This is a genomic window from Candidatus Poribacteria bacterium (assembly GCA_026706025.1).
Taxonomy (GTDB): domain Bacteria; phylum Poribacteria; class WGA-4E; order WGA-4E; family WGA-3G; genus WGA-3G.
In genome coordinates this window covers 1-17,370 of the sequence record JAPOZO010000080.1, presented here as the reverse complement: position 1 = coordinate 17,370, position 17,370 = coordinate 1, and the positions used below count along the sequence as shown (strand labels likewise).

Below are 17,370 nucleotides of genomic sequence, written 5' to 3'. Positions count from 1 at the left end.
CCATGCAACAGTCTTCTATCGCTGAATACTTAGCACCCGAAGCACACGAACAAGGGATCCAACAAGGGATCCAACAAGGTGCTCAAGAAACTATTCGTGAGAATATCCTTGAGGCACTCGCCTCTCAGTTACAGCCTGAAATTGCTGAAACTTTCAAATCCGATTTGGAGGCGATTAATGATTTGCAGCGTCTTAAGCAGCTTTTCCGCACCGCAATGCGGGTGGAAACACCAGAAGATTTCACACAGGCATTGAACGAAAATGGTGAATGAACCATACTGTAGTTTTTCTGCAAGTTACCCTACATTTTCTTTCTAACTTGCATTTATCTTGGTTTATAGTAAAACCTATTAACGATACACCCATAGAAAGCGGCGGAACAAATCCTGAAGAAACACCCCAGCAAAAACCCTGCAATGGGGAAGTTTGTTGTTTTCTCAAAGGGTCATTTCACTTTTCGGTTTTACTATAAAAAGTATTAAAGGAGACATTTCTGTGTACAAAACAGCGTTCTTAGGGTGCGGAGGTCGCGCCCGTGCGCATGCGGATGCTTACCGCTTCGTCAAACGCGGCAAAATTGGCGCAATTTGCGATATGAACGAAGAACTGCTCAACAGTTTCGGAGACGACTTTGGGGTTTCGTCACGTTATACCGACTTGGATGAGATGCTTGAAAAAGAGAAACCGGATGTGCTTCACATTGTCACTGCACCGGTGTTACGGGGGACCAATCAGCGTATTCGGTATTCGCTGATGAAACAGGCATCCGATGCCGGTGTGCCAGCGGCGATTGTGGAAAAGCCGATTGCCGTTGAAAGCGAGGACTGGAAACAGCTTGCCGGATTAGCGGAAGAGACACAAACAAAGTTCGTCGTTAACACACAACTCAATTTCCATCCGAAAAACTTGGAACTGAAGCGAGATGTCGCAGAGGGCAGAATCGGTGAAATCAAGTTTATTGATGCCAGCGCACGCAGCACACCGGTAGACCAAGCCCCCCATGTATTGCAACTCGTCTCTTCCTACATTGACAACTCGCGTCCAGTGCGGGTACTCGGACAGGTTTCTGGGGCTCAGGATTTGGAATCCACGCAGCCGTCCCCGATGCACGCTGCCGCTCAGGCACTATATGCAAACGGTCTTCACGTCTCGCTTGCATTCGGGACAGGTTTAGGACAGACAGTGCCTAAAGAACCGGATGCCGGGAACCACACCCACAAACGTGTCTTTGTCGTCGGGACAAAAGGGTTCGTGCACTGGCGGTTTAGCAGTTGGGAGCGTGCAACACCAGAGGGCGGTTACGAAAGCGGTCCGCTTGACTATGGGGAGCAGGATGTCGTCGCACAAGGCAACCTCACCGAGGCGGTCTTTGATTGGCTTGATGATGAGAGCAATGTGCATCCGACGCATCTCAAGCAATCTCTTGCGGAGTTCAACCTACTTTTAGGGATCTACTACAGCGGTGTAACAAATGAGATTATAGATCTACCGTTTGAACCGCCTGATGGATTGATTGATGTACTCCGAGAGAATCTATAGAAAGTTAACCTATATTTTCGCCTGTTAACATCCAACCGCTTGGTTTGATACTATAAATCATATTGAAGGAGACACTTTTATGTATAAAACTGCGTTCTTAGGGTGTGGCGGTCGTGCCCGCGCCCATGCAAGTGCTTACCGTTTTGTCAAGCGCGGCAAAATCGCTGCCATTTGTGATATGAACGAAGAGTTACTCAACAGTTTCGGAGACGACTTTGACGTTTCCTCACGCTACACCGACCTTGATGAAATGCTTGAGAAAGAAAAACCGGATGTGCTCCACATCGTCACCGCACCAGTGCTGCGGGGGACCAACCAACGTATCCGTTATTCGTTGATGAAGCAGGCATCTGACCATGGCGTTCCAGCAGCAATAGTAGAAAAACCGATTGCCGTTGAGAGCGAGGATTGGAAGCAGATCGCAGGGTTAGCGGAAGAGACGCAAACGAAGTTCGTCGTTAACACACAACTTAACTTCCATCCCCAAAACTTGGAATTAAAACGCGATGTCGCTGAAGGCAGAATCGGTGAGATTAAGTTCATTGATGCCAGCGCACGCAGCACACCCGTGGATCAGGCACCACATGTGCTGCAGTTAGTATCCTCTTATATTGATAACTCGCGTCCGGTGCGTGTGTTGGGTCAAATCGCGGGGAGAGAGCAGTTAGATTCCGCACAGCCGTCTCCAATGCATGCCGCTGGACAAGCCATATATGAGAACGGTCTTCATGTCTCCCTTGCGTTTGGTACCGGCATGGGGACGTTGGCATCGGACAGTGAAAGCACCGTTGCGCATAAACGTGTCTTTGTTGTAGGCACGAAAGGGTTCGTGCACTGGCGTTTCAGCAGTTGGGAACGCGCAACGCCTGAAGACGGCTACGAAGGCGGTCCGCTGAGCTATGGTGAACAAGATATCGCTGCACAAGGCAACCTCACGGAGGCGGTCTTTGACTGGCTCGACGATGAGAACAACGTGCATCCGACGCATCTCAAACAATCCCTCGCCGAGTTCAACCTCCTCTTAGGGCTTTACTACAGCGGGATAACAAACGAGATTATTGACCTCCCGTTTGAACCGCCTGATGGATTGATGGATTCACTCCGAGAAAAGTTGTAAACTGAGAAGCGTAAAACCGTAAAATATTAAAGGAGACATCTCTGTGTATAAAACCGCAATGTTAGGGTGTGGGGGCCGCGCCCGCGCACACGCTGATGCTTACCGCTTCGTCAAAGGTGGTAAACTCGCTGCAGTCTGCGATATGAACGAAGAATTACTCAATAAATTCGGAGACGATTTCGACATCTCTTCACGATATACCGACTTGGATGAGATGCTTGAAAAAGAGAAACCTGATGTCCTTCATATTGTCACAGCACCCGTGCTGCGGGGTAGCAATGAACGGATTCGCTATCCGCTGATGAAACAGGCTTCCGATGCAGGTGTGCCTGCGGCGATTGTAGAAAAACCGATTGCCGTTGAAAGTGAGGATTGGAAGCAAATTTCGGGACTTTCCAAGGAGACCCAAACGAAGTTCGTCGTCAACACACAACTCAATTTCCATCCACAAAATCTTGAATTAAAAGCAGATGTGGCGGCAGGACGGATCGGCGAGATTAAGTTCATTGATGCCAGCGCACGCAGTACACCCGTTGATCAAGGTCCGCACGTGCTGCAGTTGGTGTCGTCTTATATTGACAACTCGCGTCCAGTCCGTGTGCTGGGTCAAATCTCTGGCGGTGAACACTTAGATTCCGCACAGCCCTCACCACAATATGCGTCCGCGCGCGTGCAGTACGAGAATGGACTCCACGTCTCTGTCGCATTCGGTACAGCCATCGCGCCGACTGCCTCCGATGACCCGGTTGTCTTTTTCCACAAACGCGTCTTTGTTATAGGGACAAAAGGCTTTGTACATTGGCGGTTCAGCAGTTGGGAACGTTCAACGCATGAAGGCGGTTATGAAGGCGGTCCGCTGAACTATGGGGAGCAGGATGTCGTCGCACAGGGCAACCTCACCGAGGCGGTCTTTGATTGGCTTGATGACGAAAGCAAGGTACATCCGACCCATCTTGAGCAATCTCTCGCCGAGTTCAACCTGCTTTTGGGGATCTATTATAGCGGTATTACCAATGAGGTGATTGATCTTCCCTTTGACCCACCAGATGGGTTGATGGATCAACTGAGAGCCAAGTTGTAGTATAGATTTTTGTTCTCCTTTCACCGTATGGTGAGGTTGTAATGCCTCACCATAACGCGTATAAATGGAGGTATCACCGTGTCACTCTCAAAAATTGCGTGTCTAATATTTTTTCTATTAGGCGTAATAGGTCTTACAGCAGATGCGGAATTGGTCGGCTATTGGTCATTTGATGAAGTAGATGGCGCGGATGATCTCAGTGGAAACGGTAACGACGGCATCATCCGAGGTAACCCGAAGGTCATAGATGGAAAGTTAGGTGAAGCGTTAGAATTCAACGGCAGCACTGACTATGTTGAAATCCCAGATGCACCGTCGATTTCCGAACTGGAAGCACTGTCTCTCGCAGCGTGGATTAAACCGACAAAACTCGGGGCATGGGTTGCGGTTGCCGAAAAAGGTATCCACCTCAACTGGAGTTATGGATTTTTCATTGAACCTGATGGGACGCTCTCTTTTGAGGTCTCTACGGGTCCCGGCAACAATCTCGTCTGTTGTGTTGGCAATGTTAAAATGGAAATTGGACAGTGGTATCATATCTTCGGTTCGTACGATGGTGAGTCCGTAAAGGCTTATGTTGATGGCAAGTTAGAAGGCGAGATGGCGGGTAATGATGCTGTTCACATTACCGAAGGGCTGCCTTTCACGATCGGGAGTCGAAATGGTCAGAACCATTATGGTGGTGCTGTTGACGAGGTGGCGTTCTGGGACGAGGCAATCTCTGTTGAGGATTCGATGGAGCCGCTGCCTGTGAAACCCAAGGACAAACTAACAATTGTTTGGGGCGCGATAAAGGCATATCACTAAAAACGATGGGAACGTATTCTGAAAAATTTACGGAGCAAGGCTATATTGTCGTGGAATCGGCACTGAGTGAGACGGATCTCGTGCCGTTAATCACTGTTATTTCTGAAGCCGTTGATAGACGTGCCACCGAACTCCATAACGAAGGGATCATCTCTGACGCGTATGAAAAGTTGGCATTTGAACGCCGTTGGCATGCGATCCTAAAGGCGTGTGGCAGGGAGAATGAGGTTTTTGGCTGGCATACGCTTGTCTTCAGTGAGGCACTCTTTGACCTGATAACCCATCCGAAGGTGTTGGATGTGCTTGAGCATCTTATCGGTAGTGATATTCAGTTCAATGGTGATTTTTGGGTGCGTCCGAAACTCCCGAACGAAAAACTGACCACACTTCCATGGCACCAAGACAGTGCCTATATGCCGGACACCGAAAATGACACGCATCTAACTGTGTGGCTGCCATTAGTCGATGTCAAAACTGAAAACGGTGCTTTGCAATTCCTACCCGGAAGCCACAAGGCAGGTTTACAGGCGTATCACCGCGTTCCCGACGAAGCATTTGCTGTTCCCGTTCTTCCACCTACCTCATCCGATACCATCATTGATACTTTAGAGATGAAGAGAGGCGACTTACTCGTTTTTAACAATCTGGTTTTTCATCGGTCGTTATTCAACCGGAGCGACATCATCCGTTGGTCGGTAGATTTTCGGTTCAGCCAAACCGGTACTTCGTTAGATGGACTCTGGCACGAAGCGATTGCGTATCCTGCCCGTGCGCGCGAAACCCGACGATGTCCAACGTCATGGCAAGATTGGTATGCCCAATGGAAAGCCAGTCCACACAAAGATAGATTTGTTTAGCCTGTATATCCGTTCTGTTCTAAAAAGTGTTGTATTTGCATATTTTTTGTGTTATAATTTTTTTAAATATGACACAGAACAACTGTGTTGTACAGAAGCTGCGGAATGTACACAGTTTACCAATCTTTCTGGCTACACATAGGAGGTTACTCTGTTGAACGCAAAGATTATTACGATTACCCTCGGTCTGATACTGATGTTGAGTATGAGTCTAACTGGTGCTGCTGAGATTACCGAGGATATGATTGCAGCAGCATGGCTGTTTGATGGCGATGCCGAAGATGTTTCCGGAAACGGATTTGATGGTGAAGTCAAAGGTGGCAAGTTTGTCAAAGGCCAAATCGGCGATGCGATCGAACTCAACGGCTCAGACGAGTGGATCGAAATTCCGAAACGGATCGGCGAATTTGAAGAAATTACCTTTACACACTGGGTCAAATCCACTGGACGCGAGGGAGCGTGGCGTGTTTTCTTCAACAACAACGGTTGGAAACCAGGAGATATCCACTACCAGATGCATCCGAATAACAAGGTTGAGTTTTCCATTCACAGTAACCCGGGTGGGAACGACACTTTTGCCAACTATATGTTAGCAGGAGATCAGATGGATAAATGGGTTCACATTGCAACCGCTTACAGTGCGAAGGAAAAGAAAATCCGCTTTTACGCTAACGGCGAACTCGATATCGAAAACGATTGGGGTGGGAATCCCGGGGTCCTTGATCCCGCTCGGATTGGCGATTGGAATCAATCCCGACAGTGGGAAGGGTTGATAGACGAATTCATCATTTTCAACACTGTCCTCAGTGAAGACGACATCCAAGCCGTTATGAACGACGGTTACGAGACAACCCTTGCTGTAGACGCTAAGGGGAAATTGGCTACCACGTGGGCAAGTCTAAAAAAATAAAATAGGCACAACCTCTGATCGCTACGACTAAGACACGCTACTTGTAGTTAGTATGCAGGGCATCTAAGGTGCTATCAAGCAATTTGAGATGTCCGTCAAACCTTGGTGGACATCTCCTTCGTTAAGGGGCTGATGTGCGGCCTGTTGAAATCAAGGCAATAGACTTCTCTAACCAATCATAGAGCGTAAAGGACACGCAATATATGGACTTAGGACTCAGTGGGAAACGTGCAATCGTTACCGGCGGCAGTCGAGGCATCGGTAAGCAGTGCGCGCTCGCGCTCGCACGCGAGGGAGTTCAGGTCTGTATCGCTGCCCGAACACAAGACACGCTCAACCAAGCACTCACAGAAATTAATCAGACCGGACATAAAGGACACGCTGTTGCTGGAGATCTTACCACACAAGCGAATTGCGAAAAAGTGGTACAGGCAACGATCTCTCGCTTTGGCGGTGTTGATATTCTTGTCAACAATGTCGGTGCTGCCCGGAATGCTGATATTCTGGAACTATCACCGGAACTGATTGATGATGCACTCGCATTGAAAACTTACAGTTATTTGCGAATGTCTCAATTGGTTATTCCTTATATGAAGGAAAACCAGTGGGGCAGAATTATCAATATCGCCGGTTCAGCAGGCACAAGTCCTACCCGCGGGAATATACCTACCGGTGCCGCCAATATCACTATTCTGAACATAACACGCGCACTTTCCGATGCTGTCTCGGGGGCTGGCATTTTGGTAAACACCGTTTGTCCGGGATTGACCAATACCGGTCGCGCACGCACGCAACAAGGCGCGAGAGCCGAGCGTGAAGGACGCGATATTGAGGCGTTGTTAGAAGCACTCGGACAAGAACTTCCCGCGGGTCGCATTGCGGAACCCGAAGAGGTCGCGAATGTCGTGACATTCTTAGCCTCTGAAGCCTGTTCCTATATGTTTGGTACTGCACTTTATATGGATGGTGGTAAACGACGCGCCACGCCATGAGGATAACAAAATCCATTTGGACGAGAACGCTTTACCCACAAAGCAATACCTTGAAGGAGGCTTGTTCTCACGAACATTGTTAAGAGCCTATCAACCCACAAATAGGTTGGAGATGAATGACCACTTCTTTTGCTATTGACAAAAAATGTCGAAAATGTTCTAATATACATTAGTAACTTGATGACGTTTGTTCGCTCGAACAACTTCCAAAGTCGAAAGTGTCTGAGGTTTCAGGTTTGGAACGAAAATTCCATGAGGGTGGCTTCCCCCAGCGCGGTGGCACTTAGATAAAGTTACGGGTTTTCGAGACCGCGATAACACGAACAACTGAGAAGGAAGGGGTCTTAACAAGCCCCCGATTTTAGTCGGCGGGTAGTTGACCTTTGTTGTACGTATCCTGATTCTCTTCCAAATTTTGCAAGTAATTTTTGCCTTCGTCTTTTCTGTCGCGATGTTTATCATTGTTGTCGGCGGTGCGTTCCTAATTCACAGGAAGATTTTCAATGGATAGAAGGTGCCGCTTTGTGGCATTTCGCTTGCAAATTTCCCATACTTTCTACGAATCAAAGGAGATTTAATTGTGCTACGAAAAGTTAATTTTGTGATACTCATTTTGGCTATCAGTCTCATCGCAACGAACCTTTCCGCCCAAATCATTGAGGACGGATTGGTCAGTTATTGGAGTTTCGATGCAAACAAGATCAGCGGAAAAACCGTCACAGACGGGACAGGCAATTATGATGGTACCATCAAGGGTAACCTAAAAAAGGTTACCGGTAAAATCGGTGATGCGTTGGAGTTCGATGGAAACGAAGCGAACTTCGTCGAAATTGATTCGCCTGAAGAATTTGATTTCAATGTTGATTTCACATGGTCGGCATGGATTAAGACCGACAGTAGTGGTCCGGGGGTAATCTTTGCCAAAACAGGGGGCCCCGGCACCGATGATAAGGGTCCCAAAACCTTATGGGTTCGCAATGGCGTCCTTAATCTCGACACTGGTTGGGTGGGCAATGTTGAAGACACAGAAAACATTGCCGATAACAAGTGGCACCACATCGCTGTTACGGGTGTGCCAGAGGACAGTGCGGTTCAATACTTCGTTGATGGTAAAGCAACAGGCAAAGGGGTACTCAACCTTGCCCAATTCCCTGAAGACGATTGGGAAAATCACGTCTTCATCGGCTTAGATGGAAGAGCAGATGGTGAATTCGGGGTGTTCACAGGTATCATTGACGAATTCAGCGTCTATAACCGAGTACTTGAGGAAGCCGAAGTCAATCAAAATTTCAAGGCTGAAACAGGACTCGCTGTTGACCCGAACGGAAAACTCGCTGCGACGTGGGGCACTATCAAAGCGCGACGGTAGGACCACTATGTTGTCTATGTTATTTTATTATATGTAGGCGCGCTTCCGAAGCGCGCCTACACACAGTATTATAGGAAATAGGATGAAGGTCAAGAACCGAACTATCTTTGAAAATGACAATCTTCATGTACTTCGAGGGCTTGACACAGATTCTATTGACTTGATTTACCTGGATCCGCCCTTCAATTCCAACCGCACCTTTGAAGCACCAGTCGGGAGCAAAGCCGCAGGGGCAACGTTCAAAGATTTCTGGACATTGGAGGATTTAGATAACGCATCTCACGGTGAACTCGCGGATAGGCAACCCGAACTCTATCATGCCATCAGTGCTACTGAGTTTAGTCACGGGAAGTCCATGAAAGCCTATCTCATCATGATGAGCATCCGAATGCTGGAGATGTTCCGCATCCTCAAACTGACCGGGACGCTCTATCTCCACTGTGATGATAACGCCAGCCACTACCTCAAAATGGTGATGGATAGCGTTTTTGGAAAAGAAAATTTTAGAAATGAGATTATCTGGCAACGGGCAATAACCACCAAGGGAAACCTCAAAAAGGGGTTGGCACGAGACTCTGACATTATCTTCCGATATTCAAAAAGCGATACGTATGTCTGGAACGTTGAAGCCGTCACGATTCCGTATGACCTGGCGAATTTGGATGAGAAAACCAAACGTCAGTATTATTGTGTTGAACCGGAAACCGGACGACGCTTTTCACTCACTTCTGTAACTGCTCAGAACCACGATCCCGATTCTCATTTGACGTATGCGGTCATGGGAGTCGTCCGAACATGGCGCTGGGCAGAAGATCGCATGCGCAAGGAAATTGAAGCAGGACGTATCATTCAGACGCGTCCGGGAAATGTGCCACGCTATAAGCGGTATCTTGACGAACAAAAAGGCAAAAGACTGAATAACATCTGGGTCGATATTCCAAACTTAACAGCCAGAAGTAAAGAGCGGATTGGATACCCGACACAGAAACCGCTTGCCCTGTTAGAACGAATTATTGGGGCGAGCAGCAATCCAGGCGATATGGTGCTTGACCCCTTCTGTGGATGTGCTACTACGTGTGTAGCTGCCGAGCGGTTAAAACGCCAATGGATAGGGATTGATTTAAGTCCCAAATCTTATGAACTGGTTAAGTCGCGTTTTGAACAGAACGGTATTACCAAGCCGATCATTCACCGAAAGGATGAACCTAAACTTTCCAAACAGAATCACACCGATAAACGCACACTGTTTGGAAGCCAAGAGGGTAAATGTAACGGCTGTCAAACGTTATTTCCGTTTCGTAGTATGACAGTCAATTATGTGATAGCCAAATCCAAAGGGGGCACCGATGCACCTGATAATCTTCAGGTGTTATGCCGTACGTGCAGTTCACAGAAGAAAAATCGGACGCAGAAACAACTAATTCAAAAGTTACAAAACGAAGGAATTCATCAATGAGAAAATTTATGAAATTCAGAACCGCAGGCACGGTAATAACAGTAGTCGCCCTGTTGTGTACCATGAACTTACCTGTTGATGCGAAACGTGATAAGGAATATGTTGCAAAACAGCTGAGAAACCTCAAAGTAGATGGAAAACTTGACGAATGGAAACGTGCTGAAATTGTTGCCTTTGACGAATTGAAAGATGTCGGTCAAGGTATCCCAAAAGCCAACGATTTTACCGGTCAAGGCAGAGTCGCGTGGAACGCCTTAGATCCGACCCGTATCTATTTCGCCGTTGAAATCACCGATGACGAACTCCAAGACGTTAATCCACCTGATGCCAGATGGTGGGAAGACGATAGTGTCGAATTTATGTTTGATTTCGACAACGGCATGGTGAGGGAGAGCCTTGTTCAGTGGACACTCGGTGCCAACGGTAAAGACTTATCCGCCGCCGCATCAAAGGAGAACACAGAATGGGTACTGGTCAAGAATGGCAACGATTACATCTATGAGGTCGCGATTGACCCGACGAAGCCGCGCGGCAACCCCGCGTTTGCCAACCCCGGGAAAGGTGATAAATTCAAAGCGAAAGCTGGGTTGACGATCGGGCTGAGTTTCCACATGAACGATTGTGAGAATGGGAAACGCGAACACCAGATCGGATGGACCCCCGGCGGTGCATGGGATGGTCTCGCTTATGGTGACCTCACTTTTGATGCCGAGATATTAGCCGTTGAGCCCTCAGGCAAACTCGCAGTGGTCTGGGGTGCCCTGAAACAGTAGAGAGGTTATCAGTTGTCAGTCATCAGTTAAAGAAGTTCGTAAAGTCCAATAAAGTGGAGCTAAAGTGGAGAAATCTGTAAAGTTGATCACTTCACAACTTTAGAACACTTTAGCACACTTTGAAACTTTCATAATTTTAGCACACTTCCTAACATCGATAACCGATAACTGATAACTATTCCCTCTGATGACCGATGACTAATAACTGACAACTATTCAACACATGCCAGCATCTCGTGCTTCCTTCACATCTGGAATTACGCTCCGTGCCCTCCTGATTGGTACACTCCTCGTTATTGGGAACGCCTACTGGCTCGCCTACGCTGCGGAGATGATTCAGCCGCAATTCCTCCTGAACTTCGTCTCGCTCTTCTTCAATGCAATTTTCACGCTCTTTGTCGTCATCGGCTTCAACTTGGCATGGAAAAGACTTTCCCCGCGTAATGCGCTAACCCCACAGGAACTCCTCGTTATTTATATCATGGTCGTCATGGTATCCACAATCGGTGGCCACTCAATGATGACGTTCCTGATTGGCACACTGGCGCATCCGTTCCGGTTCGCAACTCCCGAAAACGAATGGGCATCTCTCTTCTGGCGTTACATCCCGACATGGTTCGTGCCTGAGGATTACGCTTTGGATGCCTACTTTAAAGGAGGTTCGACCTTTTATCTTCCAAAGCATTTACGCGGCTGGTTGGTGCCAATCCTTGTCTGGACAGGGTTTGTCACACTGCTCTGGTTTACGCTGATATGTCTGATTACAATTATCCGTGTCCAGTGGACTGAGCGTGAAAAGTTGGCGTATCCGATTATCCAGCTGCCGCTCCAGATGGCGCAAGGACGGAAAAGTTTTTTCAGAAGCGGCACGATGTGGATAGGGTTCTCGGTTGCTGGGTTTATTGAACTTCTGGCAGGATTGAGCCATCTATTCCCCCAGGTCCCATCTATCCAACTCAACTACTATTCGATCACACATCTGTTCACAGACAAACCATGGAACGCTGTCGGATGGATTTCGCTATCTGCCTACCCGTTCATTATAGGGTTGACCTTCTTCGTGCCATTGGACATCTCTATGTCAGCGTGGTTTTTCTATCTATTTGGCAAAGCAGAACGGGTCGTTCGTATGGGGATGTTAGGTGAAGGTGAACTCTATTTTGCGGAACGTGCGGGTGGCGCATGGCTCGCTGTCGGTGCGTTGGCATTGTGGGGGACGCGTAGGCATCTCCGCGATGTCATCCAAAATTGTTTGACAGCCAAAAAGGCGTTTGATGATTCAGATGAACCGATGCCTTACCGTTTTGCCATCGCTGGGTTAATCTTTGGCGGTCTCGGGCTCACACTGTTTTCAGTGAAGGCAGGGATGTCCTTAGGCGGTGTGTTCGGTTTTATCGTCATTTTCATTGTGATGGCACTTGGTGTGACGCGTGTACGTGCCGAGTTCGGTCCGCCATCACATGAGATCCTCGCGCTTGATCCAGCACGGTTGATGTCAGTCACCTTCGGACCACGATTCGTCGGGACCGAGAACCTTACGATTATTTCCTTCTACTACTGGCTCAATCGGCTTAATGTTTCGCATCCGATGCCAAATCAGCTGGAAGGGTTCAAACTCGCCGAGCGTGCGGGTATAAACAGCCGAAGACTCGTTTGGGTGATGATGTTCGCCATTATCATCGGAACACTCGCCTCGTTTTGGGCGTTCCTTTATCTCCTTTATGAGACTGGAGCATTCGCTGTACACGGCTACATCATCGGTATCGGTGAGGAGGTTTTCGGGAGACGTTTAGAACGGTGGATTAACAACCCTACGGGTCCGAATTGGGATGGCACACAATCTATGGGGATCGGCGCGGCGATGACATGGATTCTCTATTTCCTGCGCCATAAATTTATGTGGTGGCCCTTTCACCCGATCGGGTACGTAATGACCGCTGCGACATGGGGCGGACTTGCCGATTTCTGGTTCTCTGTTTTTCTCGGTTGGCTAGTAAAGTTCATCATTCTGACTGTCTTCGGTTTACGGGCACATCAGCGCGCAATCCCGTTCTTCTTAGGCTTGGTGATGGGGGATTACGTGTTCGTGGGACTGTGGGCACTGCTTGGGACATTGTTTAATATCCCGACATACGTCCTCTGGTCGCCTTAAGACGGCTCGTCCCCTTCATTTTTACCGTTTTCGGCATCGTGTGTTTTCAGCACCTCTTCAAGCGTTATCCCCTCTCTTTGCGCTCGCTGTAACTCACGATACACTTCTGCTCTGCCTTCTGCTTTACCTTCTGCTTTACCTTCCGCTCTGCCTTGTGCAAGGATTTTGTCTTTGAATAGTTTTGCGTATCCCAACATGATGACCTCCCATATATGCGCTAATATAACTCAAATTGCTACTAACAAATTTTGAACATTCCAATAAGGTTAGGACTTACGCATGCTGCTCTTTTGTAGCATAGGCTGTTAGCCTGTGCCAAGGGACCGTCTGCGTTCTTTCCATGCCCCTCACTTAACAGTGTGTGCTAAAATCAAAATTGCGTAAGTCCTAAAGGTTTTTCAGGCATTCTTTCCACCCCGTAGGGGTGCCATGTCTATAGAAAACGTTGTATCCCAGCAACCGCACCCCGTAGGGGTGCTATGTCTATAATAGATGATAACTGACGTTAGACATAGTAAATTCCAGAGAAACACAAGAATTTATGGCGAATACCTATACGCAACTCTATGTACATATCGTGTTTTCTGTCGTAGATCTCCACCCTGAAGAATGATCTATAGCACAGCGTGGCTATGCGGGCTTTTTATTCACATAGCACCCCTACGGGGTGCGATTTCTTGTATAACAATTTTCTATAGACATAACACCCCTACGGGGTGGGAAAGGTTTTTTATAGTTTCCAGCCATCAGTCTCCAGTAAAGAGTTTTTTGTTTAACAGGTTTCCCCTCTGGTAACTGGCAACTGTTAACTTTTTCAAACGTCTATAACGCGTTAGGTAGCAACTTGGGTTAATATAAAGAACCAACCAACTGTTAGCGTCATAAGAACCGCCGCTCGTGTTAATACCATTTCACTTAAGTGTTTCCAAGCTCAATTCGGGCAAACTCTCAACAATCTCCATCGTCTTGAGGCTGACGGTGATAACACGCCCAATCAAATCCACAATATACCGCGGCTCCCCCTCGCGGTTTGGGTCGTTTTTAATACCGCTTCGTTTATCTACCTTGACACGATACTGATCCACTACCCATTCTAACACGGAACGCGTACCTAACTTATAGTCATAAACCTCCGCAGGAATACCATCCAACGTCAAAAAATCGTTATATCTCAACTGCGTCTTGTCTTTAGAGAGTTTCATCTTCTCGACATCCCAATTGACCTGCATGCCGGGGGTTTCAACCTTTCGGAGTTTATCGTATTTCGGAACGGATTCATAGTTGACGTGGAGATCTGCTAACGCTGCACCGGCTTTGGAAAAACCCCAGAAATCTTCGGTGAAAGGGATATGCGGTAAATCGCGCTTAAGGTTCATTTCGTATTTCTCACGATAAACGGGATGGTGCAAGAGGGCATAGGTATAGTGGAAGATGTCCCACTTGGTGAGGGTGTCGTCGCCGTAATGTGTTCGGAATTCTGCCAACGCCCAATCGGTGATGTTCTCTTGTCGGTTCGTGCCGTCCTCATTGTAGGTATAGAAGGGAAAGCACTGGGAATCGCCAGTAAGATGGAGGTCTGGGATGACATCAATCATCAACGACTGGAAAGGTTTCTTACTTCCAATGCCGCTGACACAAATTACCCGATTTTCCGATTCAGTCTCTGGCGTTGGGAAAATTCGGTGTTGCTGATAACGCCTTTCATTCCAGAAGTGATCAAAGTAGAGATATTGTTGACAGAACGGACGATACAATGCTTTACGAAAATGAGTATTCTCATAGTTACTTGGGTCCAGTTTTTGCAATGACTGCTTAACCCGATGTGTCCATTTGATGCGCGGGTCAGTTGTATCAATGAAATCTTCAACTGGAGTTGCTCGGTTGTGTCTTTTCTTTTTGTCAACAGCGGTGTTATATATTTCAATAAATGAGTCAACCCGTTTTTGGAGCAAGTTAAGATCAAAAGCGTAAGCCAAAACATCTCTGTTTGTAGCGACTCCGAGAGAGTAGAGGGTGAAAATAGTCTCTCCATCTTTTGCGTTTTTTGCTTCCTTACTGCCCATCGGAATAAACGTCTCAAATTCGGTGTGGAGACCTGCTGTTAGCCATGTATACTTTGCATCAATGTCCACCTTCTTCATGGGGACGTTTGTGTAATCTCCGAAGTCGGTCAATAGTTTCTGCTTTTCACTTGATTTCAGATAATCATCAACAGAATAGAGCCAAACTCCTGTTCCCTCTGACGTCGTTTCTATTTTTTTAATGAAGAAACTGATTCCTACACCGACCCGAATCTGGTTATCAAAAACGTTGCCACCTTCTTTTCGGCGGCGTTCACCAGAGGTACGTGCATTTCCTTTGAAATTAATGTGATAAACTTTAGTAAAATCTTGTGCAAGGTGCTTCCGCATACCGTCAAATGCCATACCATCAAGAAAACCGTTGTTGGTTACGAAGGCGACAACACCGTCATCGCCGATTCTATCGGATGCCCACCGTATTGCTTTCACATACGGATCATAGAGTTTATTTCGCAGTGTAGCTGTGGAATCTTTTACATACGTCTCTGCAACGCGTTCGTCCATCGTTTCATACTTCCGATTTTTATTATTATCGTTTTCGTTAATCTGCCCCATGTTATAGGGTGGATTGCCGATAACGACGAACATATCCGCAGCCTTCTGTCGCTCCACCCGCTCTGTGTTTTCACGTGTGAAGAGTTCCCCTTGCTCCGGCTCAAGCATTTCAAATGTGTCCGCAAGCGTAATTCCTTCAAAGGGTAGATATGTCCCCGTCCGTTGAAAGTATTCCTGCTCAATGTTTAAACTCGCAATATAGTAGGGCAGGAGCATTACCTCGTTGCAGTGGAGTTCATGACGGTATTTCTCTTCCAACGCCGTGCCTTGGATGTCCTGCATGAGTCGGACAATAAAATTTCCGGTACCGACAAATGGATCGATGATATGTACGCCGGTATCCGATAACGAGCGGTCAAACTCGGTTTTCAAGATATGTTCAACGCTACTCACCATGAAATCGACAATGGGTTGCGGTGTGTAGACGATGCCGTGCGTATCCGCGACATCTTCAGAGAATCCTTGAAAAAACTTCTCGTAGAATGTATTGAGAAAATGCTGTTTTTGAGAGAAGTCTTTACAGAGCGTTGCTGCTTGCTCGATAGCAACGTAAAACCGATCTAACGGTTCAAGAAACACGTCGCGACTCACTTCATGCCGCATGAGTATGTAACTGACGTTTTCAATTTCGCGGGCGATAATATTTCGGAGCGTAAAGTCTGATCGATTGAAAACGGTACGGAAAATGCGTTCGGTGAGGATATGTTGGATAAGCATCTCTTCAACAGCATCGCGTGAGAGTTCAGGGTTAATGGAAGTGCGGCAGATTTCATAAAAATCGGTGAACGCCTCCTTGAACGCGGGATCCGTCTCGTGGCGTTGATCGATGAGTGCTTTCAACGCGCTTGCGAGGTCGGGGACATACGCTCTAAAATCGGAGACAGCCGTTTGCCAATTGTCGAGTGCGGGCGGGACGTAAGCGAACAGATATTGAAGTGCCGCAATCAAGCATGCCGGTTCGGTGATGTCTACGTCTAATGCTACCTGTCCATTTTGATATAGAATGGCGCGCTGCGGTGTTTGGAAGAGGGTGTTGTCGAGTGGATAACCAGCATCGCGTTTGGCTTGGACGGCTTTGAGAAGGTCATCGTCAATATCTTTCGCTTCCCAATAGGCGAAGGGGAGTCCGTATTCGTCAAGGACCACGCCATCGATGACGATCCGGTTTCCCTTTGGCGTGTGCATCCCATATTGCGGGATAAGCGTGGCGTTGAGTTGTTTTGCACAGGTATCCAGTAAGAAGGCAAAAGGATTACTAACCGCACCTTCGTGTGTAGCATTGTGGTGGTCGTATTGTTGGAGCGTGTCGTAGTAGTCTCGGATCGGTTTGTGGGTGGGTTTTAGGTTCAACTTTGGCATGTAGGTATGATAAACGCACTAATATGCTGGTTGGTATCAAGGACGACACGCATCAGGGAGACAATTTACTCCTTTTACGTATTTTCTCGGCGCGTGCCTCGGCAATTGCCTGTTCAATATCGTCTTGCGCTTCTTCTTCACTCACGCCTGGCACTTTTTCCTAGATTCTATCCAATACTGAGAAAGCTTGCTCTCGCTGTTGAAGCATCTCTTGATATGCTTCGATTGGAACAATCGCGGCAAGTGGTGTGTCGGTGCGTTTGATTATCAGCCGATCCCCATTTCGGTAGACTCCGTCGAGCAATTCACCAAGCCTCTGATG

The 17,370-nt window shown here is 47.5% G+C and carries 14 protein-coding genes; 12 read left to right on the top strand and 2 right to left on the bottom strand.

What is annotated here, in order from left to right; translation table 11 throughout:
• The 12 genes from OXH00_20180 to OXH00_20125 form a co-directional block, all read left to right on the top strand.
• Positions 1–272 (top strand): hypothetical protein (locus OXH00_20180; GenBank protein ID MCY3743339.1); only part of this gene is annotated, 272 nt, incomplete at its 5' end.
• Positions 273–495: 223 nt separating this feature from the next.
• Entirely contained in the window at positions 496–1,539 is a 1,044-nt protein-coding gene (locus tag OXH00_20175) for a Gfo/Idh/MocA family oxidoreductase (GenBank protein MCY3743338.1), read from the top strand.
• A gap of 79 nt (positions 1,540–1,618) precedes the next feature.
• Entirely contained in the window at positions 1,619–2,656 is a 1,038-nt protein-coding gene (locus tag OXH00_20170; GenBank protein ID MCY3743337.1) for a Gfo/Idh/MocA family oxidoreductase, read from the top strand.
• A gap of 43 nt (positions 2,657–2,699) precedes the next feature.
• A complete protein-coding gene (locus tag OXH00_20165; protein ID MCY3743336.1) occupies positions 2,700–3,737 on the top strand; it encodes a Gfo/Idh/MocA family oxidoreductase in 1,038 nt (345 codons plus the stop codon).
• Between the two features lie 78 nt (positions 3,738–3,815).
• Positions 3,816–4,544 carry a LamG domain-containing protein gene (locus OXH00_20160; protein MCY3743335.1) on the top strand — a complete coding sequence of 243 codons (729 nt, stop codon included), beginning with the start codon at positions 3,816–3,818 and terminating at the stop codon, positions 4,542–4,544.
• A gap of 5 nt (positions 4,545–4,549) precedes the next feature.
• The gene (locus OXH00_20155; protein MCY3743334.1) at positions 4,550–5,401 is read left to right on the top strand and encodes a phytanoyl-CoA dioxygenase family protein; all 852 of its coding nucleotides are present in this window, start codon (positions 4,550–4,552) and stop codon (positions 5,399–5,401) included.
• A 154-nt stretch (positions 5,402–5,555) separates the two neighbouring features.
• Positions 5,556–6,311 carry a LamG domain-containing protein gene (locus OXH00_20150; GenBank protein MCY3743333.1) on the top strand — a complete coding sequence of 252 codons (756 nt, stop codon included), beginning with the start codon at positions 5,556–5,558 and terminating at the stop codon, positions 6,309–6,311.
• Between the two features lie 203 nt (positions 6,312–6,514).
• Positions 6,515–7,303: an SDR family oxidoreductase gene (locus tag OXH00_20145; GenBank protein MCY3743332.1), complete on the top strand. Its 789-nt coding sequence runs from the start codon at positions 6,515–6,517 to the stop codon at positions 7,301–7,303.
• Positions 7,304–7,883: 580 nt separating this feature from the next.
• Positions 7,884–8,672: a LamG domain-containing protein gene (locus OXH00_20140; GenBank protein ID MCY3743331.1), complete on the top strand. Its 789-nt coding sequence runs from the start codon at positions 7,884–7,886 to the stop codon at positions 8,670–8,672.
• Positions 8,673–8,754: 82 nt separating this feature from the next.
• Positions 8,755–10,128 carry a DNA methyltransferase gene (locus OXH00_20135; GenBank protein MCY3743330.1) on the top strand — a complete coding sequence of 458 codons (1,374 nt, stop codon included), beginning with the start codon at positions 8,755–8,757 and terminating at the stop codon, positions 10,126–10,128.
• Between the two features lie 8 nt (positions 10,129–10,136).
• Positions 10,137–10,901: a hypothetical protein gene (locus tag OXH00_20130; GenBank protein MCY3743329.1), complete on the top strand. Its 765-nt coding sequence runs from the start codon at positions 10,137–10,139 to the stop codon at positions 10,899–10,901.
• A 223-nt stretch (positions 10,902–11,124) separates the two neighbouring features.
• Positions 11,125–13,053: a hypothetical protein gene (locus OXH00_20125; protein ID MCY3743328.1), complete on the top strand. Its 1,929-nt coding sequence runs from the start codon at positions 11,125–11,127 to the stop codon at positions 13,051–13,053.
• Here OXH00_20125 and OXH00_20120 read toward each other — a convergent pair.
• Complete coding sequence (locus OXH00_20120; protein MCY3743327.1) at positions 13,050–13,250, bottom strand: hypothetical protein; 201 nt, start codon at positions 13,248–13,250, stop codon at positions 13,050–13,052. The two genes, OXH00_20125 and OXH00_20120, sit on opposite strands and share 4 nt — an antisense overlap.
• Before the next feature lie 714 nt (positions 13,251–13,964).
• Positions 13,965–17,048: an N-6 DNA methylase gene (locus OXH00_20115; protein MCY3743326.1), complete on the bottom strand. Its 3,084-nt coding sequence runs from the start codon at positions 17,046–17,048 to the stop codon at positions 13,965–13,967.
• Positions 17,049–17,370 lie beyond the last annotated feature (322 nt).